We start from the raw sequence: 22,588 nt of genomic DNA, 5'->3' as shown, positions 1-22,588 counted from the left end.
CACCGACTATCCGACGCCGGACGGCACCTGCATCCGCGACTACATCCACGTCACCGATCTCGCCCGGGCGCATCTCTCCGCGCTCGAGCATCTGCGCGCCGGCGGCGCCAACCTGACCCTCAACTGCGGCTATGGCCGCGGCTACTCGGTCAGCGAGGTGGTGCGCGTGGTCAAGCAGGTCTCGGGCGTCGATTTCCCGGTCAAGCTCTCCGGCCGCCGCGCCGGCGACCCGGCCTCGCTCGTCGCCAGGGCCGACCGCATCCGCACGGAACTCGGCTGGCGCCCCGAACATGACGACCTCGAGGAGATCGTCCGCCAGGCCCTCGCCTGGGAAGACAAGCTCAGGACGCGAAACGCGGCGTAGCGCCTCCATGCGCCGTCCGGACGCGTCACACAGCTTCCGGCTCGCCTGCACGCGCCGTTAGGCGAGGGCGCGACGGGAAGGGGCGATCGCGTCGGTCATCGCCGGCAACCATGGGACATCGCTCGCGCCGAAGATCGTCGCGAGCTCGTCCGGGCGTGCGCGGAAGAAGGAATAGAGCGTCTCGACCCGCGGCGCCGCCTTCGCATAGTCGAGCTGCGACAGCATCACCGGCTTGACCAGGCCTGGATAAAGGCGCGGCGGGCTGACCACCGTGTTGCCCCAGAGCCGGCGATAGAAAGGGTAGTGTTCGGGCCTCACTGCCGCCAGCATGATATCGGCGTTGAAGCGCTCCATGGCCAACCAGGGCAGCCGCAGCGTCAGATAGGCGAGTTCGGGCAATTCGCGAGACCATTGCGCATCGGCCACGAAGCGCGTCGGATCGACCAGCACACGGCCGGCCTCGATCTGCGGCAAGACCGTGTCCGGGAAGACGTTGGCGGTCGGAATCGGCGGCAATCCGGGAACGGAGATGCTCAGGCGAATCGCCCCGGCCAGTTCGCCATCGACATGGACGCCGACGACGAGGCAATTGGGATGCTCATCGACGGGGTCGGTGAAACGCTCCTGCTCGTTGGGAGCGATGGCGCCCTCCCGCAGATAGGCGCGATAACGCAGGCGGAAGACGTTTTCCCGGTCTTCCGGGTGAACCGCCAGGCGGTATTCGACTCGCTCGAGCGCGCGGCTGACGCGGTCGTTCAAGGACAATGCTTGATGTGCGACTGCGTGAACCATGCTGCGACCGCGGGTATGGTTAATCCTAGGTTAACCATCGTCGCCGCGAGGCTGCGTCGTCAAGCCAGCCCCTGCACAAGATTTGATCTGTCGCTGCATTGGCAGCGGCAGCGGACGGCCCAGCGTAACGGCCGCGTGACGGTCGTGCTCAGGGGAGCCGGCGGAGTGGCGCGCGTTCCAGCGAGGCCGTCAGCGGGCGCGCGGCGAAGGCCGATATCAGCTCGCGTGCCAAAGGTGTCGGCTGGGGTCGGGCGAGCAGGTAGCCCTGAACCTCGTCGATCACGCCCATCTTCGTCAGGCCGTTCAGTTGGTCGGCCGTCTCGACTCCCTCGGCGACGACGGTCAGCCCCAGCTCCTTGCAGAGCCGCGCGATGCCGACCAGCAGCGTCTGGTCCTTCTTCGTCTCACGACCGCCCGAGACGAAGGAGCGGTCGATCTTGATCTTGTGAAGCGGGAACGACTGCAGATAGCTCAGGCTGGAATAGCCGGTGCCGAAATCATCCAATGCGATCTGCACGCCGATGTCGCGCAGCTTGGTCAGCGTCGACATGGCCTGGGCGTCATCGTGCATCAGCGCCGATTCCGTCAGTTCGATCACGAGGCGAGAGGGCTGCAGCTTCGACCGCGCCAGTGCGACCGCGACATCGTTGACGATGACGTCGTCGCGGAAATGGGTGGCGGAGATGTTGACCGCCACCGAGACGCTGTCAGGCCACAGTGTCGCCTCCCGGCAGGCCTTGTCGAGCACCGCCCGGCCAATCTGGTTGATCAGGCCGACTTCTTCGGCGATGCCGATGAACTCGCCCGGCGCGACGAGGCCCCGCTCCGGATGGCGCCAGCGCAGCAGGGCCTCGCAGCTCGTGATCCTGCCGGACCCGATCGCGACGATCGGCTGGTAGAAGATCTCGAACTGGTCGTCGGCGAGCGCCTCGCGAAGATCGAGCTCGACGATGCGCCGCGTGCTGGCGGCCTCGATCATGCTGCTGTCGTAGAAGCGGGCGCAGCTGCGCCCTCCCGATTTGGCGGCGTAGAGTGCGAGATCGGCGTTGCGGATGACGATGTCCGGGTCGCTGCCGTCATCGGGACAGATCGCGATGCCGATGCTGGCGCTGCCGACGATGGCGTTGCCGTCGATCTCATGAGGCTGGCTCAAGCTGGAGCTGACGCGCTCGGTGAGCTGCTCGAGCGCGTGGCGATCGACGAGATCGGGAATGACGACGACGAACTCGTCGCCGCCAAGCCGCGCGATCAGGGATGCCGCGCCCAGCAGCAGATTGAGCCTCCGCGCCACCTCGACGAGCAGGGCGTCGCCAAAGGGGTGACCGAGGGTATCGTTGACCTTCTTGAAGTGGTCGAGGTCGATGAACAGGATCGCGAAGCCCTGGTCCGGCTTGGCCATCAGCGTCTGCAGATGGGATTTGAGCAGGCTGCGGTTCGGCAGCCCGGTGAGCGGGTCATAATGCGCAAGCTGGCGGATCGTGTCCTCCTGCTGGCGCTGCTCGGTGATGTCCTCGACCACCACGACGGCGCCGATCGTACCGGAGACGCGAAACGTCAGCTCGAGGACGCGCCCGTCGGCGAGGCTCGCGGTCAGCCGGGCCTCGGTTTCATGCCGCAGGGCCAGGCGTGCGGCGAGTACCAGGCTGCGCAGCTGTGCGCGGCCGATCAGCCCGGCGCGCTGGCAACGGACCAGGAAGCGGCCGATGCTACGGCCGGGTTCGGCCAGACCGGCGTGCAGCCCGACGATCGCGGGCAGCCGGCGATTGACCAGCGAGAGCCGGCCCTTGCGGTCGAACATGCACAGGCCATGGGCCATGTTGTCGAGCGCGGCCTCGAGACGGGCCGCCAGCAGACGTTCGCGCTTGGCCGAGACGACGGCGGTGGTCAATGTCGCGCGCAGCTTTTCTGCGATCGACTTGAAGCTCAGCAGAAACGGCCCCAGCACGCAGGCGACGACTGCGTAATGCGCATTGCCCGCAAGGGCGAGACCGGCGAGCAGCGGCACCCCGGCGCAGCTGAGCTGCGTCGCGACCAGCATCCGGCTGCCATAGTTGCGCCCGGCGACGCCGATCATGTTCGCCAGCGTCATCGAGAATGCGAGAAGCTGCACCGGAGGACTGGTCTGGAGCGCGAAGGTCAGGAACGACCAGAGCCCCATGACGAAGACGTAGAGCGACGAGAAGACGGTGTATCGGACTTCCCAGCGAGCGGCACAGTCGCGGTCGTGCAGCTGCCTGGCGGCGGCCTTGAACTGGGCGACATCGGCCGCTCGGGTCAGCGTCAGCCCCAGCAGGATGACCGCGCAGATGTAGAAGGCGGGGTGGCCCGTCATGCCGGCGCTGAGAAACGCCGCCAGTACCGTCCCGCTGGACCCGATGATCAAGGTCCTGGGGTCGGCATAGAGCGAGCGCACCAGCGAAACATAGACCTCGTCGCGCAATCCCTGATCGATCACACGAGGGGAGGTTTGGGGAGGCATCGGTCATCCCAGCGGCAAAATCTCCCGCAAGATCGCGCCTGACCGTTAAGATGTAGTTGTGACCCCGCACATACGAATTCGCGGGCGGCGGGGACGTTCCGCCGATCGTCGGCAATGAATTAACAGCTCGGTCAGGCTCTGCGTGCAAATGTTCGTCCAGACCTGCAGCGCGGCGTGGCCGGAGATGATCGATGACATCGTCAGTCGGACTCAACGTCATCGAGATGAAGGGCAGGGCGCGCCTGCCCTGCGCATCTTGCCTGTTCGGCGTCGGAGAGGCTGCGGGCATGGCCGGCGCCGAGGCCTGCCCGTTGAAGCGCGGGCTTCTGCGCCGCCTTGCCGAAAACAAGTCCGCGGGCGTCCCCGGTCACGAGGTTTCCTGCGATGGGTTCACGCCGGGGTTCTGCGAGCCTGAAAGCGACCACGCCTGGACCGACACGGCCGTTCCCAGGTCACGGCTGTCCTGACGGGCCCGTCATCGGGCCGCAAGCACGCAGATCTTGCGCGCCACCTCGAACGAGCGCTCGAAGGCCGGAATGGGCAGGAACTCGAAGCGCGAATGGAAATTATAGGCGCCGGTGAAGAAGTTTGGCGTTGGCAAGCCCCGGGCCGAGAGCGCCGCGCCATCCGTGCCGCCGCGCATCGGGATCAGCTTGGGAGCGATGTTCAGTTCCGTCATGGCCGATAGCAGCAGGTCGACCGAGCGGCGGTCGTCGCCCAGGCTGTCGGAGATGTTGCCATAGGTGTCGGTGACGGTGCATTCGACGCGCCCGGCCGGATAGCGGGCCGCGATCTGACCCGCGACTTCGGCGATGCGGCGCTTGCGCTCCTCGAAACGCTGCTTGTCGAATTCCCGGATCATCACCTTGAGGCGCGCCTGGCCTGTATTGGCGACGATGTCGTTGAACCAGAAATAGCCCTCGCGCCCCTCGGTGTGCTCCGGCGTCTCGGTGCGATCGAATTCGCTGATGTAGTCGTGCGCCATCAGCAGCGGGTTGACCAGAACGCCCTTGGCCGACATCGGATGGGCGCTGACGCCTGTGAAGACCAGTTCACCGGCGGCGGCGTTGAAGTTCTCGATCACGACCTCGCCGACCTCGCAGCTGTCGATCGTATAGGCGAAGTCGCAATCGAAGCGGGCAAGGTCGAGCGCCTTGGCGCCGCGCAGCCCGATCTCCTCGTCGGGGACGAAGGCGACGAGGATGTCGCCATGGGCATCGTCGGGGCCGAGCGTCGCCAGCAGCGTCATGACGATGGCGATCGCGGACTTGTTGTCGGCGCCGAGCACGCTGGTGCCGTCGCTGAAGATGATCTCGGCGCCGTTCCAGGGTTCGATCTCGGGATGCTCAGCGATCCGCAGCCAGATTTCCTGCTGTGCGTTCAGGCAGAGATCCTTGCCGTCGAAGCGCAGGATCTGCGGGTTGATGATCGGCGAAAGGCCGGAATCGACCGTGTCGAGATGGGCGATGAAACCGATGCGCGGCGCACCCTTCGCGGTGCCGCGCTTGAGCGCCGTAACGGTGGCATGATCGTCGACGACGACGTTTTCCAGCCCCAGGCCACGTAGCTCCTCCGCGAGCAGGTCTGCGAGACGCTGCTGGCCCGGTGTCGTCGGCAGCGTCGTTGCCTTGGCGTCGCTCTGGCTCTCGATGGCGACATAGCGCAGGAAGCGCTCGATCAGCTGCTCGCGAATGGTCATGGCGTCTCCGACGGCTCGCATTTTTTGCATCGGCTCTTCCGAAAACCGCATCCCACTTTTCGGGCCGATGCATGGCTGGCGCCGGACGTCTCGCGTCAGGCGCTCAGGGACTGCTCCCGCATACCGAACTCGCGACCGGGAATCGAGGCGAGCAGTGCTTGGGTGTAGGCGTGCTGTGGATTGCCGAAGACCTCCCCGATCGGTCCGGACTCGACGACCTCGCCGTTCTTCATCACGGCAACGAGGTCGCAGACCTGGGCGGCGACGCGCAGGTCGTGCGTGATGAAGACGATCGAGAGGCCAAGCCGCTGGCGCAGCTCCGCCAGCAGCTTCAGTACCTGCGCCTGGACGGAGACATCGAGCGCTGAGACCGGCTCGTCGGCGACGAGGACGCGCGGCTCGAGCGCCAGCGCGCGGGCAAGGCCGATGCGTTGACGCTGGCCGCCGGAGAACTCGTGCGGGTAGCGTTCGGTCGCAGCCGGATCGAGACCGACCAGGGCGAACAGCTCCTTGGCGCGGATCATCGCCTCGGCCCGCGGCCTGCCGTGGACGATCAGGCCCTGGGCAACCGCTTCGCCGGCCTTGCGGCGCGGATTGAGCGAGGCGAAGGGGTCCTGGAAGACCATCTGGATGTGGCGGGTCGCGGCGCGCAGCTCGGATTTGGAGAGGCTCGCGAGATCGGTGCCGGCGATGCGGATCGAGCCGCTCTCCGGATCGATCAGGCGCACCAGGCAGCGCGCCAGCGTCGACTTGCCGGAGCCGGACTCACCGACGATGCCGAGCGTTGCGCCCTTGGGCAGGGTCAGCGTGACGTCCCTGACGGCATGGGTGACGCGCTGGCCGCGGCCGAGGAAGCCGCCGGTGCGATAGGTCTTCGAGACGTGCTCGATCGACAGGATAGCCTCGGCCGCAAGCTCGCGCGGCGGTGGCGCCTTGAGCGGGGGGACCGCTGCGATGAGCTGCTTCGTATAGGGGTGCTGGGGATTGCCCAGCACCGCTTCGGCCGTGCCCTGCTCGACGACCTGGCCCTTGCTCATCACCGCGACGCGATCGGCGATCTCGGCGACGACGCCGAAATCATGGGTGATGAAGAGCACGGCCGTGCCCTTGCGCCTTTGCAGGTCGCGGACCAGTTCGAGGATCTGGGCCTGGGTTGTGACGTCGAGCGCGGTCGTCGGCTCGTCGGCGATCAGCACCTTGGGATCGAGCGCCAGCGCCATGGCGATCATGGCGCGCTGGCGTTGGCCGCCGGAGAGCTCGTGCGGATAGGCCTTCGCCGCCGCAGTGGGATCGGGAATGCGCACCTCTTCGAGCAGGGCCTGGACCCTGGCCTTGATCTCAGCCTTGCCGAGATCGCTGTGCAGCTCGAACATCTCGCCGATCTGGTCGCCGATGGTGCGGAGCGGGTTCAGCGCCGTCATCGGTTCCTGGAAGATCATGGCGATGCCGGCGCCACGGACCTTGCGCATATCGGCTTCGTCCAGGCTCGCGAGATCGCGCCCCTCGAACAGGATGCGTCCGGCATCGATGGCGACGCCGGGCGGCAGCAGGCGCATCACGGCGTTGGCCGTCATCGACTTGCCGGAGCCGGATTCGCCGACGACGCAGAGGATCTCGTTGGGGCTGAGAGCGAGCGAGACCTCGCTCATCGCATGGGCGCGGTCGGCATTCTTCGGCAGGCGGACGCTGACGGATTCGAGGGTTAGGATCGCGCTCATCGGCCCTTCAGCCTCGGATTGAGGGCATCGTTCAGGCCCTGGCCGACGAGCGAGACGGCGAGCACGGTGACGAGGATCGCGACGCCGGGAATGGCGGAGACATACCATTGCACCCGCAACACGTCGCGGCCTGCGCCGATCAGGTTGCCCCAGGAGGCCACGTTGGGATCCGAGAGCTTGAGAAAGGCGAGGGCGCTTTCCAGCAGGATCGCGATTGCCATGACCACGCTGGCATAGACGATGACGGGTGGCAGGGCGTTGGGCAGGATCTCGCCGAAGATCAGCTTGACGTCACGCAAGCCCAGAGTTCGCCCGGCCTGGACGAATTCGCGGTTGCGCAGCGAGAGGAACTCGGCGCGTGTCAGCCTCGCCGAGGCCGGCCAGGAGACGATGCCAATCGCGACCGTCACAGTCGTGATCGTCGAACCGAACACGGCGACGAGCACCAGCAGCAGGATGAAATTGGGCAGCGTCTGGAAGGCCTCGGTCACGCGCATCAGGGCGGTGTCGACCCAGTCGCCGTAATAGCCGGCGAAGGCGCCGATGGTGATGCCGATCAGGACCGAGATCACGGTGGCGACCAGCCCGATCAGCAGCGAGATGCGCGCGCCGTGGAAGATCTGGGCGGCGATGTCGCGACCGGAATTGTCGGTGCCGAGCAGGAAGCGCGGGTTGGTGAAGGGCCAGACCAGCGGCCGCCCGGCGAGTGCCAACGGATCGCGCGGATAAAGCCAGTCGGCACTCACTGCCATGGCAAGGACGAGGACCAGCAGGACGAGGCCGATCACGGCCGGCGGGCTGCGGAAATAGAGCTTCAGGAAGGACATGCCTCAGCCTCCCGTCGTGATGCGCGGGTCGAGCCGGGCATAGAGCAGATCGACGATGAAGTTGACGGCGATGACCAGGAGCGCCGAGACGAAGACGATCCCGAGCAGCGTGTTGAGATCGCGCTGGATCACCGATTCATAGGCAAGACGGCCGAGACCCGGCAGCGAGAACACGCTCTCGACCACGACCGAGCCGCCAAGCATCGTGCCGGCCTGCAGGCCGATCAGCGTCACCATCGGCAGAAGCGCGTTGCGCAGCACGTGGCGCACGACGACGCGGGTTTCGTCCATGCCCTTGGCGCGGGCGGTGCGGACGAAATCGAGCGTCAGCACCTCGAGCATCGAGCCGCGCATGATGCGCAGGTAGATCGCCATGTAGAACAGCGCCAGCGTCAGCGTCGGCAGCACGAGATGGCTCGCGATGTCGAGCGTGCGCGCCAGCCCGACACGGGCGACCGTGATATCCTCGAAGCCACCGGCCGGCAGCCATTGCAGGTAGATCGAGAACACGACGATCGCCATCAGTCCGAACCAGAAGGTCGGCATCGCGTAGAAGACCAGGCCGAGCGTCGAGATCAGCGTGTCCGGCCAGCGGTTGACGCCGCGCGCAGCGATGACGCCGAAGATCAGCCCGAAGAAGAAGGCCAGCGAGAGCGAGGCGGTCATCAGCAGGATCGTCGGCGGCAGGCGCTCGGAGATGACCGTCGCGACCGGCTTGCCATAGATGGCGGAGAAGCCGAGATCGAGCTGGACCAGTCGCCAGAGATATTGGCCGAACTGGGCCCAGGCCGAGAGGTTGAGTCCGTAATGCTCGCGTAGCTGACGGGCGGTCTCGGCATCGCCGCCGCCCATCTGCGCCATCAGCGCATCGACCGTGTCGCCCGGCGCGAATTGCAGCAGGACGAAGACCCCGATCAGGATCAGCACGAGAGTGGGAATCGAGGCGGCGAGACGCCGCCCCGCGAGGGTCAGGATGCGCATAGGACCGACTTTAGCAGAGCGCTTCGGAAGACGAAGCCTTCACTCCGCCAACCACAGATCGTGCCAGGAACTGGAGCCCCAACGCGGCGTGTTGGAATGGTTGCGCGCCTTGGCGCTGATCGCGGTCAGGAAGATCTGCTCGATCGGCGTCCAGATCGGGATTTCGGTGTTGGCGAGGCGGACGAAGTCGCCATAGAGCGCCTTGCGCTTGGCGACGTCGACCTCGGTCGCCGCGTCGTCGATGATCTTGTCCATCTGCGGGTTGGTCCAGTCCCACTGATTGGTCCAGGGCGCGCCCTTCGGCTGGCCCGAGCGATACCAGACCGTGGTCGAGACGGCGGGATCGTTGCGATACTGGTGCCAGCCGGTGGCAAGATCGAAGGCGTGGTCGTCATAGACCTGCTTCAGGAAGCCGCCGCCATCGGTGCGCACCACCTCGACCTTGATGCCGACCTCGGCCAGCGACTGCTGGATGAAGGTGGCGAACAGGGTGATGTCCTCGCCCCAGGGGGCGGGCAGGAGGCGGAGCGAGAAGCGCGTGCCGCCGGCGCCGGCTTTGAAGCCGGCCTCGTCGAGCAGCTTGGCCGAGAGCTTCTTGTCGAAGGGGTATTGCGGACCGTTGTCGGCCGGGAAGAAGTCGGTCGAGACCGAGGGGACCGGACCCTTTCCGGGCTTGGCAAAGTCGCCGAGGAAGTTCTCGATGAAGAAGGGGATGTCGAGCGCGTGGGCGATGGCGCGGCGCACGCGGATGTCGGCCAGCTCCTTGCGGCGGAAGTTGAACTCGATCGTGTTGGTGCGGGCGTTGCCCTCATTGCCCTTGGTCGAGACGATGAAGCGCGGATCCTTGCCGAGGCGGGCAGAGTCCGAGATCGTCAGGCCGGAGAACGGGCTGTAGTGGATCTGGCCCGCTTCCATCTGGGCGGCCGCGGCAGCGCGATCGGTGACGACGCGCCAGACGATGCGGTCGAGATTGGGGGCATTCGGGCGCCAGTAGTCGGGGTTGCGGTCGGCAATGACGTGCTGGCCGCGCTCATAGGTCACGAACTTGAACGGACCGGTGCCGATCGGGGCGAGATTGGCAGGGTTCTGGCGGATGTCGCCCTTGCCCTCGTAGATGTGGCGCGGCGAGACGTAGCCGAGGTCCGGCAGCGCGCGCAGCAGCAGGTTGAGCGGCATCGGACGCTCGTAGCGGAACACGGCGGTGAGCGGATCGGGGGTGTCGACGGCGGTCAGGAAGAGTTGCAGCGTGGTGCCGTAGTTCAGGATCTTCTTCCACATCTCCATCGCGGTGAACTGCACGTCCGCCGAGGTGAAGGGCTTGCCGTCATGCCACTTCACGCCTTCGCGCAGCTTGAAGGTGATGGTCTTGCCATCGGGAGCGGCTTCCCAACTCGTGGCGAGCACGCCGACCGGGTTGCCCGCCGCGTCGAGATCGACGAGCTGTTCCTGGATCTTGCCGCCGATGATGTAGACGCCGGTCGAGGCCTGCAGGCTCGGATTCAGCTGGCGCTGCTCGGCGCCGTAATGGACGGTGAAGACGCCGCCCTTGCGCGGGGTCTCCTGGGCAAAGAGCGAGCGCATCGGAAAGGCGACGCTCGAGGCGATGGCGGCGCTGGTCAGGAGCGCGGCGCGGCGGGTCATGTCCATGGAGAAATCCTCGTGTCTGAGGTCGCGTAGGGGAGACGATGGGAATGGCGAGCGCGACCGTCAACGGTGGTCGCGCTCAAAAAACGGGCTCGTGTGCTACTGGGGCAGCAAGCTCAGGACGATGCCGTTCGCGGCGCTAGCGGCGACGCTGACGGCGCCGTCATGGGCGATCGCACGCGCACCGAGCGACGCCTTCGCGCCCTTGATGTTCGTGCTCGCGATGACGAGCGCTACGGCACCTTCGGTTGCCGCGCCGTCGCGCACGGCCTCCGGATAGCGTCGCGCGAAGCCGGCTGCATCATAGAACAGGAAATCGGCGCGCTTGCCGCCGGAGGGGACGAGCCAGGCGTCGCCATCGGCGCGGGCGTGCTCGTCGATCAGCCGGGCAAGATGCTCGGCCGCCGATTTGGGGTCCGCGGTCAGCACCTCGAGCCGGACGAGGCGGCTGGCGCCATTGGCATGGGCCAGGAGTTCGGGGATCCAGACCGTCTCGCGGGTCAGGTGCTGGCAGGCGAAGATGCGCAGGCCGCCGGGCTGTTCCTCGAGCGGCCAGCGGAAGACGTTGAACCTGGCCTCGCCGGTGCCTCCGCCGGGCAGGTCGACCGGGCGGCCGAAATGGATCGGCCCGAGCGCCGCCAGACCTCGGCTCTTCAATTCCTCGGCGCCCGCCGCGGCGTCGTCGGTGGTGAAGGCGGCTCGTTCCAGGCCTTCGCGCTTGGCGAGGTAATCGCGGGTCGGCTTGTTCTGCTCGGTCTCGGTCAGGATGCCGAGCAGCTCGACATAGTCGTCGCCGAACATGATCGTGTAATTGCCAGTGCCGAGGATCGGCGAATGCGTGCCGCGCGGCGAGACCGTAAAGCCAAGGCTGCGCCATTGCTCGGCGGCTGCATCCAGATCGCGAACGGTGACGACGACGTGATCGAGACCGAGGATATGCTTGAGCGACATGACAGGCCCTTCAATGGATCAGCAGAGGGCCGAGTTCAGCCGAAGCTGCGGCGTGGCGCAATCGCTCCTACCCGACAGTTGCGGCAGCCCCCTGCTGCGCTGCACACATAGCTGCGGGGGGATAAAAATTCCAAGGCTAGAATGGTCTGTGAAACAATTTGGAAGATTTCATTCGTTTGAGTGATTTCTGATAGAATTTTGATCCCTCTCTGGCCAGACGAAGAAAGAAGCGCCTCTTGCCTCTCGCCAAGCGGGCGGCAAGGATGCGCCCGCTCGGCGATCCGCCGCGCGCCGTCGCCGAACATCGCTCGAAAGTCATGGACATGCCGACCTCCGCCTCCGTCACCTGGCCGCCCTCGCTCTGGGCCGCGACGGCTCCTGCCGGCCCTGCGCTGAACCCGCTGGAAGGCGATATCCAGGCTGATGTCGTTGTGATCGGTGCAGGCTTCACCGGGCTTTCGACGGCCATTCACCTCCGCGAAAGCGGCGTCGAGGTGGTGGTGGTCGAAGCGGCGGAACCCGGCTGGGGCGCGTCGGGCCGCAACAATGGGCAGGTCATCCCGACGCTGGCGGGGCATGATCCCTCGGCGATGGTGGCGCGCCATGGCGAGGCGGGCGAGCGCTTCAACGCCGTGTTGCGCGACAGTGCGCAGTATCTCTTCGATCTCGTCCGCAAATACGACGTGCCGGCCGAGGCCGAGCAGGCCGGCTGGATCCAGCCGGTGCATTCGCCCGGCCGCTTCAAGCTGGCCGAGAAGCGGGTGCGCGAATGGTCGGCGATCGGCGCACCGGTGGAACTGCTCGACCGGGCGGCGGCAGCCGAGATGCTGGGTTCGCAGGCCTGGTTCGGCGGCTTCTGGAACCGCACCGGCGGCCATATCAATCCGCTGGCTTTGGCGCGCGGCCTCGCCGAGGTCGCGCTGAAGCTCGGCGCGACCATCCATGCTCGTTCGCCCGTCGGCAGCATGGCGCGCGAGGGCGACCGCTGGGTGGTCCGCACGGCCAAGGGTTCGGTGATGGCGCGCGCGCTGGTGCTGGCGACCAATGCCTATACAGGTGAATTCGAGCGCGGGCTCGCGCCGGAGGTCGCCGAGGAGGTCATCCCGGTGCTGTCCTGGCAGATGGCGACGAAGCCGATCAGCGACAACATCGCGAAGACCATCATCCCCGGCCGGCAGGCGATGTCGGACACGCATCGCGAGCTCTATTTCGCCCGTTGGGATGCGCGAAATCGCCTGGTAACGGGCGGGGCGGCGGTGTTCCCGGGCGCCGGCGGCAACAATCTGCGCGGACCGGTCGGCGAGCGGCTGAAGCGCCTCTGGCCGCAACTCGGCGAGGTCTCCTTCGACTATGTCTGGTCGGGCTATGTCGGCATGACGCCGGACGATGTGCTGAAGCCGCAGGTGCCGGGCTATCCGCGCATCCACCAGCTCGGGCCCAATGGCTTCGGTTGGGTCGGCTGCAACGGCCGCGCCGTCGCACTGTCGATCTCGCTCGGGCGCGAACTGGCGCATGCGACGCAGGGGGCATCACTCTCGACGCTGGGCCTGCCGCTCTCCGAGCCGAGGGCGCAGCCCGTCCAGGGGCTCTTGCGCCGGATCGCGCCCTTTGCGCTGCCGCTCTACCGGGCGCTGGACGCCAAGGAGATCTAGGGCAGTCATTCTCCGTTCAACGGCGGGGTCAGTGCCAGCGTGGCCGCGCGTCGCGGGGCGGAATTCGCTCCGAGACGAGAAAGAACGCCCGCAACGGCTTGCGTTCGTGGCCGGCTTCGCAGAGGAGTGGCCGCGCATGGGCGACGAGGGATACGCGCTGGAAGGCGCTGGTACGAAACGGTTTGGACGGAAGAAGCGAGCATGAGCAATCAGTATGTCGAGAAGGTCCTGTCGGTTCACCACTGGAACGACACGCTGTTCAGCTTCCGCACGACCCGCAATCCCGCCTTCCGCTTCGAGGCCGGCCAGTTCGCGATGATCGGCCTGACGGTGGAAGGACGCCCGCTGCTGCGAGCCTACAGCATGGCCTGCGCGCCCTATGACGACGAGCTCGAGTTCCTCAGCATCAAGGTGCAGAACGGACCGCTGACCTCGCGGCTGCAGAAGATCGTGCCCGGCGACGAGGTGCTGATCGGGCGCAAGGCGACCGGCACGCTGCTGCACGACAATCTCGTGCCCGGCCGCAACCTGTATTTTCTCTCTACCGGGACGGGGCTTGCGCCCTTCATGAGCCTGATCCGCGACCCTGCGACCTATGAGCGCTTCGAGAAGGTCGTGCTCGTTCATGGCGTCCGGCTGGTGTCGGAGCTGGCCTATGAGGATTTCATCAGCAAGGAACTGCCGGCCGACGAGCTGATCGGCGAGATGGTCGCCTCGCAGCTGATCTATTATCCGACGGTCACGCGCGAGGACTATCCGAACCGCGGCCGCGTCACCGAGTTGTTCGCCTCCGACGACTGGTTCGCGTCACTCGGCCTGCCGGCAGTCGATGCCGAGCATGACCGGGTGATGCTGTGCGGCAGCCCCGCCATGCTGGCCGATATGAAGGTCCTGCTGGAAGGTAAGGGCTTCGTCGAGGGCTCGAGCTCGACGCCGGCCAGCTATGTGGTGGAGCGCGCCTTCGTCGAGAAGTGACGCTAGACATCCCTGTGGGCTGAGGAGCGCAGCTCCCCTCAGTTCGCCAGCCAGATCAGGGCGTGCGGCGAGAGCGTGACCGTCGCTTGCGCGCCGATCTCGTGCAGGTCGCGGCCGGACTGGAAGGGCATGTCGACCGCCACTTCAGTCGTGCCGATCCGGACGCCGTAACGGACGCTCGCTCCGAGAAACTCGCGATGTGCCACGACGCAGGGCAAGGCGAGGCCGGTGCCGGCCGATGCCGCCGGCCCGGTCAGGCTTGCGTGTTGCGGCCGGAAGACAAGCTTCGCGCCGTCGGGCACGACCGTATCGGCTGCGAGCGGCAGCCGGATGCCGCCCTCGATCGCGAAATGCCGTTCCGCGCCGGCGCCTGCGACCTTGCCGTCGAGGATGTTGGCAGTGCCGAGGAAGTTCGCGACGAAGAGATTGGCCGGGTGCTCGTAAAGCTCCATCGGTGTGCCGACCTGCTGGACGATGCCGTCATTCATCACGGCGATGCGGTCGCAGATCGTGTTGGCCTCTTCCTGATCGTGGGTGACGAAGATCGTGGTCAAGCCGAGCCGCTGCTGCAGGTCGCGCAGTTCGCGCCGGACCTGAACGCGCATTTTGGCGTCGAGATTGGATAGCGGTTCGTCGAGAAGCAGCACCTTCGGCTCGACGGCGACGGTGCGAGCGACCGCAACGCGCTGCTGCTGGCCACCGGAGAGCTGCGACGGCCTGCGCTCGGCCAGGTGCCCGAGGCCGACGAGATCGAGCGCGAGCGCGACGCGCCGGTTGACCTCGTCGCGGCCGACGCCGCGCTCCTCCAGTCCGAAGGCGACGTTGCGTGCCACCGTCATATGCGGCCAGAGCGCATAGGACTGGAAAACCATGCCGACGTCGCGCTTCCAGGGTGGGAGATCAGAGATCTCCTTTCCGCTGATCAGGACGCGGCCGGTATCGGCCTGATTGAAGCCGGCGATCAGCCGCAGCAGCGTGGTCTTGCCGCAGCCCGAAGGGCCGAGGAAGGCGAAGAACTCACCTGGCCGGATGGCAAGATCGACATTTTTGAGGACGTGGTTGTCGCCATAGGACAGGTTCACGCCTTGGATGTCGACGGAAACGGCTGGCGTGGTCAGTGGGGCAATCGCGTTCATGTCAGTGGCCCATTCGTGTCAGTGGCCCATGCCTTTGGCCTTCTGGCTGCGTTCGATGATGACGTGCGAGATGAAGGTGCAGAGTGCGACGAGCAGGACGGCGACGACGCCGAGCGCTGCGCCGGGCCCTCGGCCTGCCGCCGACTGCATGAAGACGTAGAGCCCATAGGCCAGCGGCGCGTCGGAGTTGGACTGCACCAGCATCAGCGTCGCGGAGAGTTCGACGGCGGCCGTCGAGAACGAGGTGACGAAGCCGGCGAGGATGCCTCCCGCCATCAGCGGCACGACGACGCGCCGGACAGTTCTGCTCTTCGTGGCGCCGAGGTTTTCCGCCGCCTCTTCCAGCGAAACCGAGATTTGCTGCAGGGCGGCGTAGCAGGCGCGAAGGGCGTAAGGCAGCCGGCGGATGGCGAGCGCGAGCACAATTGTGATCCAGAGCGTCGCCAGCGGCGTGCCGTCGGGCAGGGTGATGCCATAGAAGGTCCTGAGATAGCCGATGCCGAGCACCACGCCGGGAATGGCGAGCGCTGCGGTGGCGGCCCAGTCGAGCCATTCGCGACCGACAAGCTTGGTGCGCAGCACGAGATAGGCGATCGCGACGCCGAGCACGATGTCGATGCCGCCCGCGAGCGTGGCGTAGATCAGAGTGTTCTTGATGTAGAGCGAGCTCTCGCCGAAGACGCGGGCGTAATGCGCCGTCGTGAAGCCGTCGGGCAGCGGCGAGAACGACCAGATCGTGGCGAAGGAGAGCAGCAGCAGGCCGAGATGTGGCGCCAGCACCAGCGCCAGGATCAGGACGACGACGCCGTAGCCGAGCACGGCCTCGAACGGTGTCATGACGCGTCGGGCGAGGCCGCCGCCGCCGCGCTGGGTGGTGGCGTAGTCCCGGCCTTTCAGGGCGCGCGCCGAAAGCCACATTGCGATGACCGAGGCGACGATCAGCACGACGGAAATGACGTAGCCCATCGGGTCGGCGATGCCGATCGAGGTGACGCGCAGATAGGCCTGCGGCGCGAGCATGTCCTTGACGTTGAGCAGCAGCGGGGTCGCCAGATCGTCGAAGACCTTGACGAAAACAAGCGAGGCGCCGGCGAGATAGCCCGGCAGAGCAAGCGGAAAGACGATGCGGCGGAAGAGGCGGAAGCCCGAGGAGCCGAGGTTCTGTGCGGCCTCCTCCATGGCCCGGTCGATGTTGCGCAGTGCCGCCGAGAGATTGATCAGGATGAAGGGGAAGTAGTGGACCGACTGGACGAAGATGACGCCGTTCAGCCCTTCCATGAAGCCGATCTTGAAGCCGAACCAGTCTTCCAGCAGCAGGTTGATCGAGCCGTTGCGGCCGAAGAAGAGCTGCATCGCCACCGCGCCGACGAAGGGCGGCATGATCAGAGGCAGGAAGCCCAGCGTCTGCACCAGCATGGCGCCGCGGAAGACGAAGCGCGTGGTGAGATAGGCAAGGGGCAGGGCGAAGACCGAGGCCCAGACCACCGACATGGCCGAGACGTAGAACGAGTTCCACAGCGAACGCATGAACAGTTCGGTGCGGAAGAAATCGTAGAAATTGACCAGCGTGAAGTTCGAGGTGCCCTTCTCGGTGAAGGCGACATAGAGCACCGTCGCGACCGGCAAGCCGAGAAAGAGCAACAGGAAACCGGCGATCGCCAGCGCCAGCGCGATCTGGCCGGGCGTGGCGGAGAGGCGGCGGGCGCGGGGAAGGGCGGCGGGGATGGCGGTCATGCGCTTTCGATCGAATGCAAGTACGCGGCGTCATCCCGGCCGCAGCGAAGCGGAGCGCCGGGATCCATCGTAGGGAACTGCGCTCTACGATGGATCCCGGAGCGGCGCGGCTTCGCCGCTTGTCCGGGATGACGGAGGAGGCTCAGCGGCCTTACTTCGCTGCCTTCAGAGCGTCTTCGGCCTTGGCCTTCGCCTTGGCGTAGTTGTCGCGGGCGAAGCTCGCCCACTGCGCCTCGACCTCGGCCTGACGGGCGCCCTTCTCCTTGCCGCCGGTGAAGGCGCCGCGCAGTTCCGCGCTCGACCCTTGCGTCTCGGTGACGGGCATGGCGGCGATCAGCGTGCGGGCCTCGTCGGCCAGCGCCTTCGCCTGCGCGTTCGGCTTCTTGGCGAGCGCCGCATCGACCTCGTGCAGGGTCTTCGTGACGCCCTTGAGGGCATCGAGCTGGAAGGAGATCAGCTGGTCGAACAGGGTATCGACGACGGCGGTGCGCGCTTCCGACTTGTCGACGTCGAAGCCGATCATCTTCTGGAAGCGCGGATCGGTGAAGGGGTTGGGATAGTCGGCGCCGGCCTTGGCGTAGACGGCCGGGTTGACCGGCAGGCGGCGGATGCCCGGCTCCAGCAGCACCTCCTGGCCCGTCGGCGACAGCAGGAACTCGACGAAGGCTTCGGCCGCGGCCTTGTTCGGCGCGTTGGCGACGATGCCGACATTGGCCGGCACCACGGTCGTCACCGTCGGGTAGACGAACTTGACAGGGAAGCCCGAGGCCTGGGCCGAGAAGGCGAAGAAGTCGATGACGATGCCGACGCCGACCTGACCGGAGTTCACCGCCTCGGGCACGCCGAAGGAGCGCTCGGTGATCGCGTTGAAGTTGCCGGCCATCTCCTTGATGGTGCGCCAACCCTTGTCCCAGCCCTCGCCCTGCAGGATCGTCTCGACCGTCAGGTGCGTCGTGCCCGAGCGAGCGGGCGAGGCGATCGAGACATGATCGTAGAAGGCCGCGCCCGCGAGATCCTGCCAGTCCTTCGGCTCGGGCAGCTTCTTGGCCTTGGCATAGCGATCGTTCCACATGATGCCATAACCAGAAGCAGCGAAGCCGAAATAGAAGCCCTGCGGGTCATTGATCGGGTAGGAGCCGATCTTCTCGGGGATGCCGGCCGCCTTCGGCTTGTAGGCCGAGAGCAGCTGCTTGCCCTTCAACACCTCGAAGGCGTCCGGCGCCGAGGCCCAGAACAGGTCGACCTGGTTGTTGGCCTTGGTCTCCTCGAGATACTTCACGCCGGCATTGGTGTTGCGGTTCTGGACCTCCAGGGTGACGCCCGGCGCAGCCTTCTCGAAGGCCTTCTTGATGGGATCGGTGACATCCTTGGAGAAGGAGGTCACGACCGTGACCTTGCCGGAAGGTGCCTGGGCCAACGCGGCCGGGGCCACGAGCCCGAGGCCGAGCGCGCCCGCAAGCGCGATCCTGCGTGTAAACATCCTTATTCCTCCCAAAATCATTGAGCACCGCGGGCGTCGAGGCCGGCGAGCATGGCGGCGCCGCGGCTGATGGTCCGCGGCGCGTCATCAAACTGTCACATAAGGTGGGGCGCTTGTCATCGTTCGAAGGTCGTACGTCGCGCGGCTTGCAAGCGCGGCGGCGTGCCTATCGCTTGAGCAGACTCGGATGATTTGGCCCTTGGAGCCGCGCGGCGGGCGTGATTACCTGCGCCGTCTCGCCGTTCCGTTCGGAGCCTTCGCCTCATGTCGCCACGCATCGCCTTCGGCGGTTTCCTGCACGAGACCAACACCTTCGCGCCGAGCAAGGCGGGGCTCGACGCCTTCCTTCAGGGCGGTGGCTGGCCGGCGCTGGCGCGGGGCGAGGCGGTTTTCGCCGCCGTCCACAACGTCAATGTCGGGGCGTCCGGCTTCGTCGAGACGGCGCGCGAGCTGGGCTGGGAAATGGTGCCGACGCTGTGGTGCGCAGCCAGCCCCTCGGCCCACGTCACCGCCGAGGCGTTCGAGGCGCTGCTGGGCGAGCTGGTGGAGCGCATCACCGCCGCGCTGCCGCTCGACGGTGTCTACCTCGACCTGCACGGCGCGATGGTCACGGAGGGCTTCCCCGATGGCGAGGGCGAGACGCTGCGCCGGGTGCGCGTTGCTATCGGGCCCGATGTGCCGCTGGTCGCGAGCCTCGATCTGCATGGCAATGTCACCCAGCTCATGGTCGACAGCGCCGATGCGCTCGTCGCCTACCGCACCTATCCGCATGTCGACATGGCGCTGACCGGCAGCCGCGCCACGACCTATCTCGCCCGGCTGATCGGCACGACGAAGCGCGATGCCAAGGCTTTCCGCCAAATCCCCTATCTGATCCCGATCGCCTGGCAGGCGACTGCGATGGAGCCGTGCCGGACGATCTATGGCGAACTGGCCGCGCTCGAAGGCGAGAGCGTGCCGACACTCTCCTTCCTGCCCGGATTCCCGGCCGCCGATTTCGCCGACTGCGGGCCGACCGTCGTAGCCTATGGTGCGACGCAGGCCGACGCGGACCGGGCAGCCGATGCCGTGACGGCGCGCGTGATGGCGAGCGAGGCCGCATTCAAGGGGCAGGTGTTCGAGCCCGACGAGGGCGTGCGCGAGGCAATGGCGCTGGCCGAGGGCGCGGCCAAGCCGATCGTCATCGCGGATACGCAGGACAATCCCGGTGCTGGCGGCGACTCAGACACGATGGGCATGGCGCGTGCGCTGGTGCGCAACGGCGCCGTGCGTGCCGCGATCGGCCTCATCGTCGATCCCGAGGTCGCGGCGCAGGCTCACAAGGCCGGCATCGGTGCGACGATCAATGTGGCGCTCGGTGCGAAGTCCGGCATTCCCGGCGATGTGCCGCTCGAGGGCGAGTTCGTCGTCGAGCAGCTTTCGGACGGCCGCTTCATCGCGCCTGGCCCATTCTTCGGCGGTTCGCGGATGAATCTCGGGCCGTGTGCGGCGCTGCGCATCGGCGGGGTGCGCATCGTCGTCGCCTCGCGCAAGGCGCAGATGGCCGATCAGGCGATGTACCGTCAGGTCGGGATCGAGCCGACCGAGCAGGCGATCCTCGTCAACAAAAGCTCGGTGCATTTCCGCGCCGATTTCGAGCCGATCGCGCAGGCCGTGCTGGTCTGCGCTGCGCCCGGCCCGATGCCGGTCGATCCCTCCGTGCTGCCGTGGAAGCATCTGCGGCCGGGCCTGCGCACCGCGCCGCTCGGCCCTGTCTTCGGCTGACCGCCCCCTTTTTCGTTCGGAGTTACAACATGCCTGCGCTTCCCGCGATCGATGCCTTCAAGGACGATCTCGTCGCGATCCGTCGTGACATCCATGCCCATCCCGAGATCGGCTTCGAGGAGGTCCGCACCTCCGGAATCGTCGCCGAGAAGCTGGCCTCCTGGGGCATCGAGGTGCATCGCGGCATCGGCGGCACGGGGGTGGTGGGCATCCTCCATGGCACCGGCGGTCCGGGCCGCCGCATCGGACTTCGCGCCGACATGGACGCGTTACCGATGGACGAGATCACCAATCTGCCCTGGCGCTCGACCATTCCGGGGCGGATGCATGCCTGTGGCCATGATGGCCATACCACCATGCTGCTCGGCGCAGCGCGCTATCTTGCCGAGAACCGCGGCTTCAAGGGGACGGCGGTTTTCGTGTTCCAGCCGGCGGAGGAGGGGCTCGGCGGGGCCCGCGCCATGCTCGCGGACAACCTGTTCGAGCGTTTCCCCTGCGACGAGATCTACGGCATCCACAACGCGCCCAATCTCGATCCCGGCCAGATCGCCGTCTTCCCGGGCCCGGCGATGGCGGGCGCCGACTTCTTCGACATCAAGATCACGGGCAAGGGCAGCCATGGCGCGATGCCCCATGTCGGGCGCGACCCAGTGATCGTCGCGATCTCGCTGGCTGCGGCCCTGCAGACCATCGTCAGCCGCAATGCCGATCCGCGCGAGGCCGCGGTGCTCTCGATCACGCAGATTCATGCTGGTTCGGCCTATAACGTGATCCCGGAGGAAGCGGTGCTCGCGGGAACGGTGCGGACCTTCTCGCCGGATATCGCCAGGCTCGTCCGCGAGCGCATGCGTGAGATCGCAGCCGGCATGGCGCTGAGTTTCGGGGTGCAGATCGATGTCGAGATCCGCTCGATCTTCGACGTGCTGGTCAACCACCCCGCGCAGGCCGAGGCGACGGCCGGTGTCGCGGCCGAGATCGTCGGCGCGGCCAACGTCCTGACCGAGCCGAAGCCGGTGATGGGCAGCGAGGACTTCGCCGACATGCTGCGGGTCGTGCCGGGAGCCTATGCCTGGGTCGGGCATGCCGGCAGTGTGCCGGTGCACAACCCCGCCTTCGTCCTCGATGACGGCATCCTGCCGATCGGCGCGAGCCTGCTGGCGCGGCTGGTCGAGACGCGGACCGTGGCCTGAGGGACGATGACGATGCCTGCCGAATTCCGCCCGGCGGATCTGCCGCTGGAAACCGATGCCCTGGTCGCCGGGCTTAAGCCCTGGATCGAGTGCGAGAGCCCAACTTTCGACCCGGCTGCCGTCAACCGGATGATGGACCTGGCCGCTGCCGAGCTGGCCGCGGCCGGCGCCGTGGTGACGCGCATTCCCGGCCCGCCGGGCCTCGGCGACTGCGTGCGCGGCGACTTCCCGCACCCACGTCGAGGTGAGCCCGGCGTCCTGATGATGTCGCATCTCGACACCGTGCATCCAGTCGGCACGCTGAAGGTCCTGCCGTTCAAGCGCGACGGCTCGCGCTGCTACGGGCCGGGCATCCTCGACATGAAGGGCGGCGCCTTTGCCGGCCTGCAGGCGATCGTCGCGCTGGCCAGGGCGGGGGTGGAGACGCCGTTGCCTGTCAGCGTGCTCTTCACGAGCGACGAGGAGATCGGCAGCCCGGGTACGCGCGAGATCATCATGGCGGAGGCTCGCAAGCACCGCTTCATCCTGGTGCCGGAACCGGGGCGGCCCGGTAACGGGGTCGTCACCGGACGCTATGCGATCGCGCGCTTCAACCTGTTGGCGGAGGGCCGGCCGAGCCATGCCGGCTCGCGGCTGAAGGACGGGCGTTCCGCAATCAGCATGATGGCGAAGCAGCTGCTCGCGATCGAGGCGATGACGGATGAGGACTGCACCTTCAGCGTCGGGGTTATCTCCGGCGGGCAATGGGTCAATTGCGTGCCGACGACCTGCCGGGCCGAGGCGCTCAGCATGGCAAAAAGGCAGGAGGACCTCGACCGCGGGGTCGAGCGCATGCTGGCGCTGTCGGCGCAGAACGAGGACGGCACGCGCTTCACCGTGACGCGCGGCGTCACCCGTCCGGTCTGGGAGCCCGACGAGGCGACGCTGAAGCTGTTCGGGCTCGCGCGCGAGGTGGCCGGCGAACTCGGCTGGACGCTCGAGCATGGCTCTGCCGGCGGCGGCTCGGATGCGAATTTCACCGGCGCGGCCGGCATCGCCTCGCTCGACGGTCTTGGCCTGCTCGGGGCTGGCTACCACACGCTGGAGGAGCACATCGAGGTCGACAGCCTGGCCCAGCGGACGAGGCTGATTGCCGGTTTGCTGGCGCGGTTGACCGGCTGATCAGGCCGGGCCAGCATGACCTGCTTGTGGCACAGAGCCTG

The 22,588-nt window shown here is 66.8% G+C and carries 18 protein-coding genes; 7 read left to right on the top strand and 11 right to left on the bottom strand.

What is annotated here, in order from left to right; translation table 11 throughout:
- The coding region (locus VGN82_RS00320) for an NAD-dependent epimerase/dehydratase family protein (protein ID WP_327524977.1) at positions 1-364 on the top strand (364 nt) is incomplete at its 5' end.
- A gap of 57 nt (positions 365-421) precedes the next feature.
- Here VGN82_RS00320 and VGN82_RS00315 read toward each other — a convergent pair.
- Together VGN82_RS00315 and VGN82_RS00310 are read right to left on the bottom strand one after the other, a co-directional pair.
- Positions 422-1,123: an N-acyl amino acid synthase FeeM domain-containing protein gene (locus VGN82_RS00315; RefSeq protein WP_327524976.1), complete on the bottom strand. Its 702-nt coding sequence runs from the start codon at positions 1,121-1,123 to the stop codon at positions 422-424.
- Between the two features lie 181 nt (positions 1,124-1,304).
- Complete coding sequence (locus tag VGN82_RS00310) at positions 1,305-3,635, bottom strand: putative bifunctional diguanylate cyclase/phosphodiesterase (protein ID WP_327524975.1); 2,331 nt, start codon at positions 3,633-3,635, stop codon at positions 1,305-1,307.
- Positions 3,636-3,826: 191 nt separating this feature from the next.
- Between VGN82_RS00310 and VGN82_RS00305 the strand changes: the two genes are divergently transcribed.
- Positions 3,827-4,102, top strand: a complete 276-nt coding sequence (locus VGN82_RS00305; protein WP_327524974.1) for a hypothetical protein — start codon at positions 3,827-3,829, stop codon at positions 4,100-4,102.
- An 8-nt stretch (positions 4,103-4,110) separates the two neighbouring features.
- Here the strand turns inward: VGN82_RS00305 and pepT are convergent, their stop codons facing one another.
- From pepT to VGN82_RS00275, 6 genes are all read right to left on the bottom strand, one after another.
- Positions 4,111-5,334: a peptidase T gene (gene pepT / locus VGN82_RS00300; RefSeq protein WP_327524973.1), complete on the bottom strand. Its 1,224-nt coding sequence runs from the start codon at positions 5,332-5,334 to the stop codon at positions 4,111-4,113.
- Between the two features lie 95 nt (positions 5,335-5,429).
- A complete protein-coding gene (locus tag VGN82_RS00295) occupies positions 5,430-7,052 on the bottom strand; it encodes an ABC transporter ATP-binding protein (RefSeq protein WP_327524972.1) in 1,623 nt (540 codons plus the stop codon).
- The gene (locus VGN82_RS00290; protein ID WP_327524971.1) at positions 7,049-7,879 is read right to left on the bottom strand and encodes an ABC transporter permease; all 831 of its coding nucleotides are present in this window, start codon (positions 7,877-7,879) and stop codon (positions 7,049-7,051) included. Before VGN82_RS00290 ends, VGN82_RS00295 begins: the two co-directional genes overlap by 4 nt.
- A gap of 3 nt (positions 7,880-7,882) precedes the next feature.
- On the bottom strand, positions 7,883-8,860 hold the full coding sequence (locus VGN82_RS00285) for an ABC transporter permease (protein WP_327524970.1): 978 nt from the start codon (positions 8,858-8,860) through the stop codon (positions 7,883-7,885).
- 39 nt (positions 8,861-8,899) lie between these two features.
- A complete protein-coding gene (locus tag VGN82_RS00280) occupies positions 8,900-10,507 on the bottom strand; it encodes an ABC transporter substrate-binding protein (RefSeq protein WP_327524969.1) in 1,608 nt (535 codons plus the stop codon).
- Between the two features lie 96 nt (positions 10,508-10,603).
- A complete protein-coding gene (locus VGN82_RS00275; protein ID WP_327524968.1) occupies positions 10,604-11,455 on the bottom strand; it encodes a VOC family protein in 852 nt (283 codons plus the stop codon).
- A gap of 323 nt (positions 11,456-11,778) precedes the next feature.
- Here VGN82_RS00275 and VGN82_RS00270 point away from each other — a divergent pair, with 323 nt between their 5' ends.
- A complete protein-coding gene (locus VGN82_RS00270; protein ID WP_327524980.1) occupies positions 11,779-13,107 on the top strand; it encodes an NAD(P)/FAD-dependent oxidoreductase in 1,329 nt (442 codons plus the stop codon).
- A gap of 201 nt (positions 13,108-13,308) precedes the next feature.
- The gene (locus VGN82_RS00265) at positions 13,309-14,082 is read left to right on the top strand and encodes a ferredoxin--NADP reductase (protein WP_327524967.1); all 774 of its coding nucleotides are present in this window, start codon (positions 13,309-13,311) and stop codon (positions 14,080-14,082) included.
- 38 nt (positions 14,083-14,120) lie between these two features.
- Here VGN82_RS00265 and VGN82_RS00260 read toward each other — a convergent pair whose 3' ends face one another.
- From VGN82_RS00260 to VGN82_RS00250, 3 genes are all read right to left on the bottom strand, one after another.
- A complete protein-coding gene (locus VGN82_RS00260) occupies positions 14,121-15,218 on the bottom strand; it encodes an ABC transporter ATP-binding protein (protein ID WP_327524966.1) in 1,098 nt (365 codons plus the stop codon).
- A gap of 18 nt (positions 15,219-15,236) precedes the next feature.
- Positions 15,237-16,952: an ABC transporter permease gene (locus VGN82_RS00255; protein ID WP_327524965.1), complete on the bottom strand. Its 1,716-nt coding sequence runs from the start codon at positions 16,950-16,952 to the stop codon at positions 15,237-15,239.
- Between the two features lie 151 nt (positions 16,953-17,103).
- Complete coding sequence (locus tag VGN82_RS00250) at positions 17,104-18,432, bottom strand: ABC transporter substrate-binding protein (RefSeq protein WP_327524964.1); 1,329 nt, start codon at positions 18,430-18,432, stop codon at positions 17,104-17,106.
- 264 nt (positions 18,433-18,696) lie between these two features.
- Here VGN82_RS00250 and VGN82_RS00245 point away from each other — a divergent pair, with 264 nt between their 5' ends.
- From VGN82_RS00245 to VGN82_RS00235, 3 genes are read left to right on the top strand one after another with little or no spacing between them, the layout of a single operon-like run.
- Positions 18,697-20,196 (top strand): M81 family metallopeptidase, encoded by a 1,500-nt coding sequence (locus VGN82_RS00245; RefSeq protein WP_327524963.1) that lies wholly within the window; start codon positions 18,697-18,699, stop codon positions 20,194-20,196.
- Positions 20,197-20,225: 29 nt separating this feature from the next.
- Complete coding sequence (locus VGN82_RS00240; RefSeq protein WP_327524962.1) at positions 20,226-21,386, top strand: M20 aminoacylase family protein; 1,161 nt, start codon at positions 20,226-20,228, stop codon at positions 21,384-21,386.
- A gap of 12 nt (positions 21,387-21,398) precedes the next feature.
- Positions 21,399-22,547: a M20/M25/M40 family metallo-hydrolase gene (locus tag VGN82_RS00235; protein WP_327524961.1), complete on the top strand. Its 1,149-nt coding sequence runs from the start codon at positions 21,399-21,401 to the stop codon at positions 22,545-22,547.
- The last annotated feature ends 41 nt before the right edge of the window (positions 22,548-22,588 follow it).

The sequence above is a fragment of the Allobosea sp. genome (assembly GCF_035999205.1).
Taxonomy (GTDB): domain Bacteria; phylum Pseudomonadota; class Alphaproteobacteria; order Rhizobiales; family Beijerinckiaceae; genus Allobosea.
Note: the sequence above shows the minus strand (reverse complement) of the source record. Positions and strands in the feature narration are given on the sequence as shown.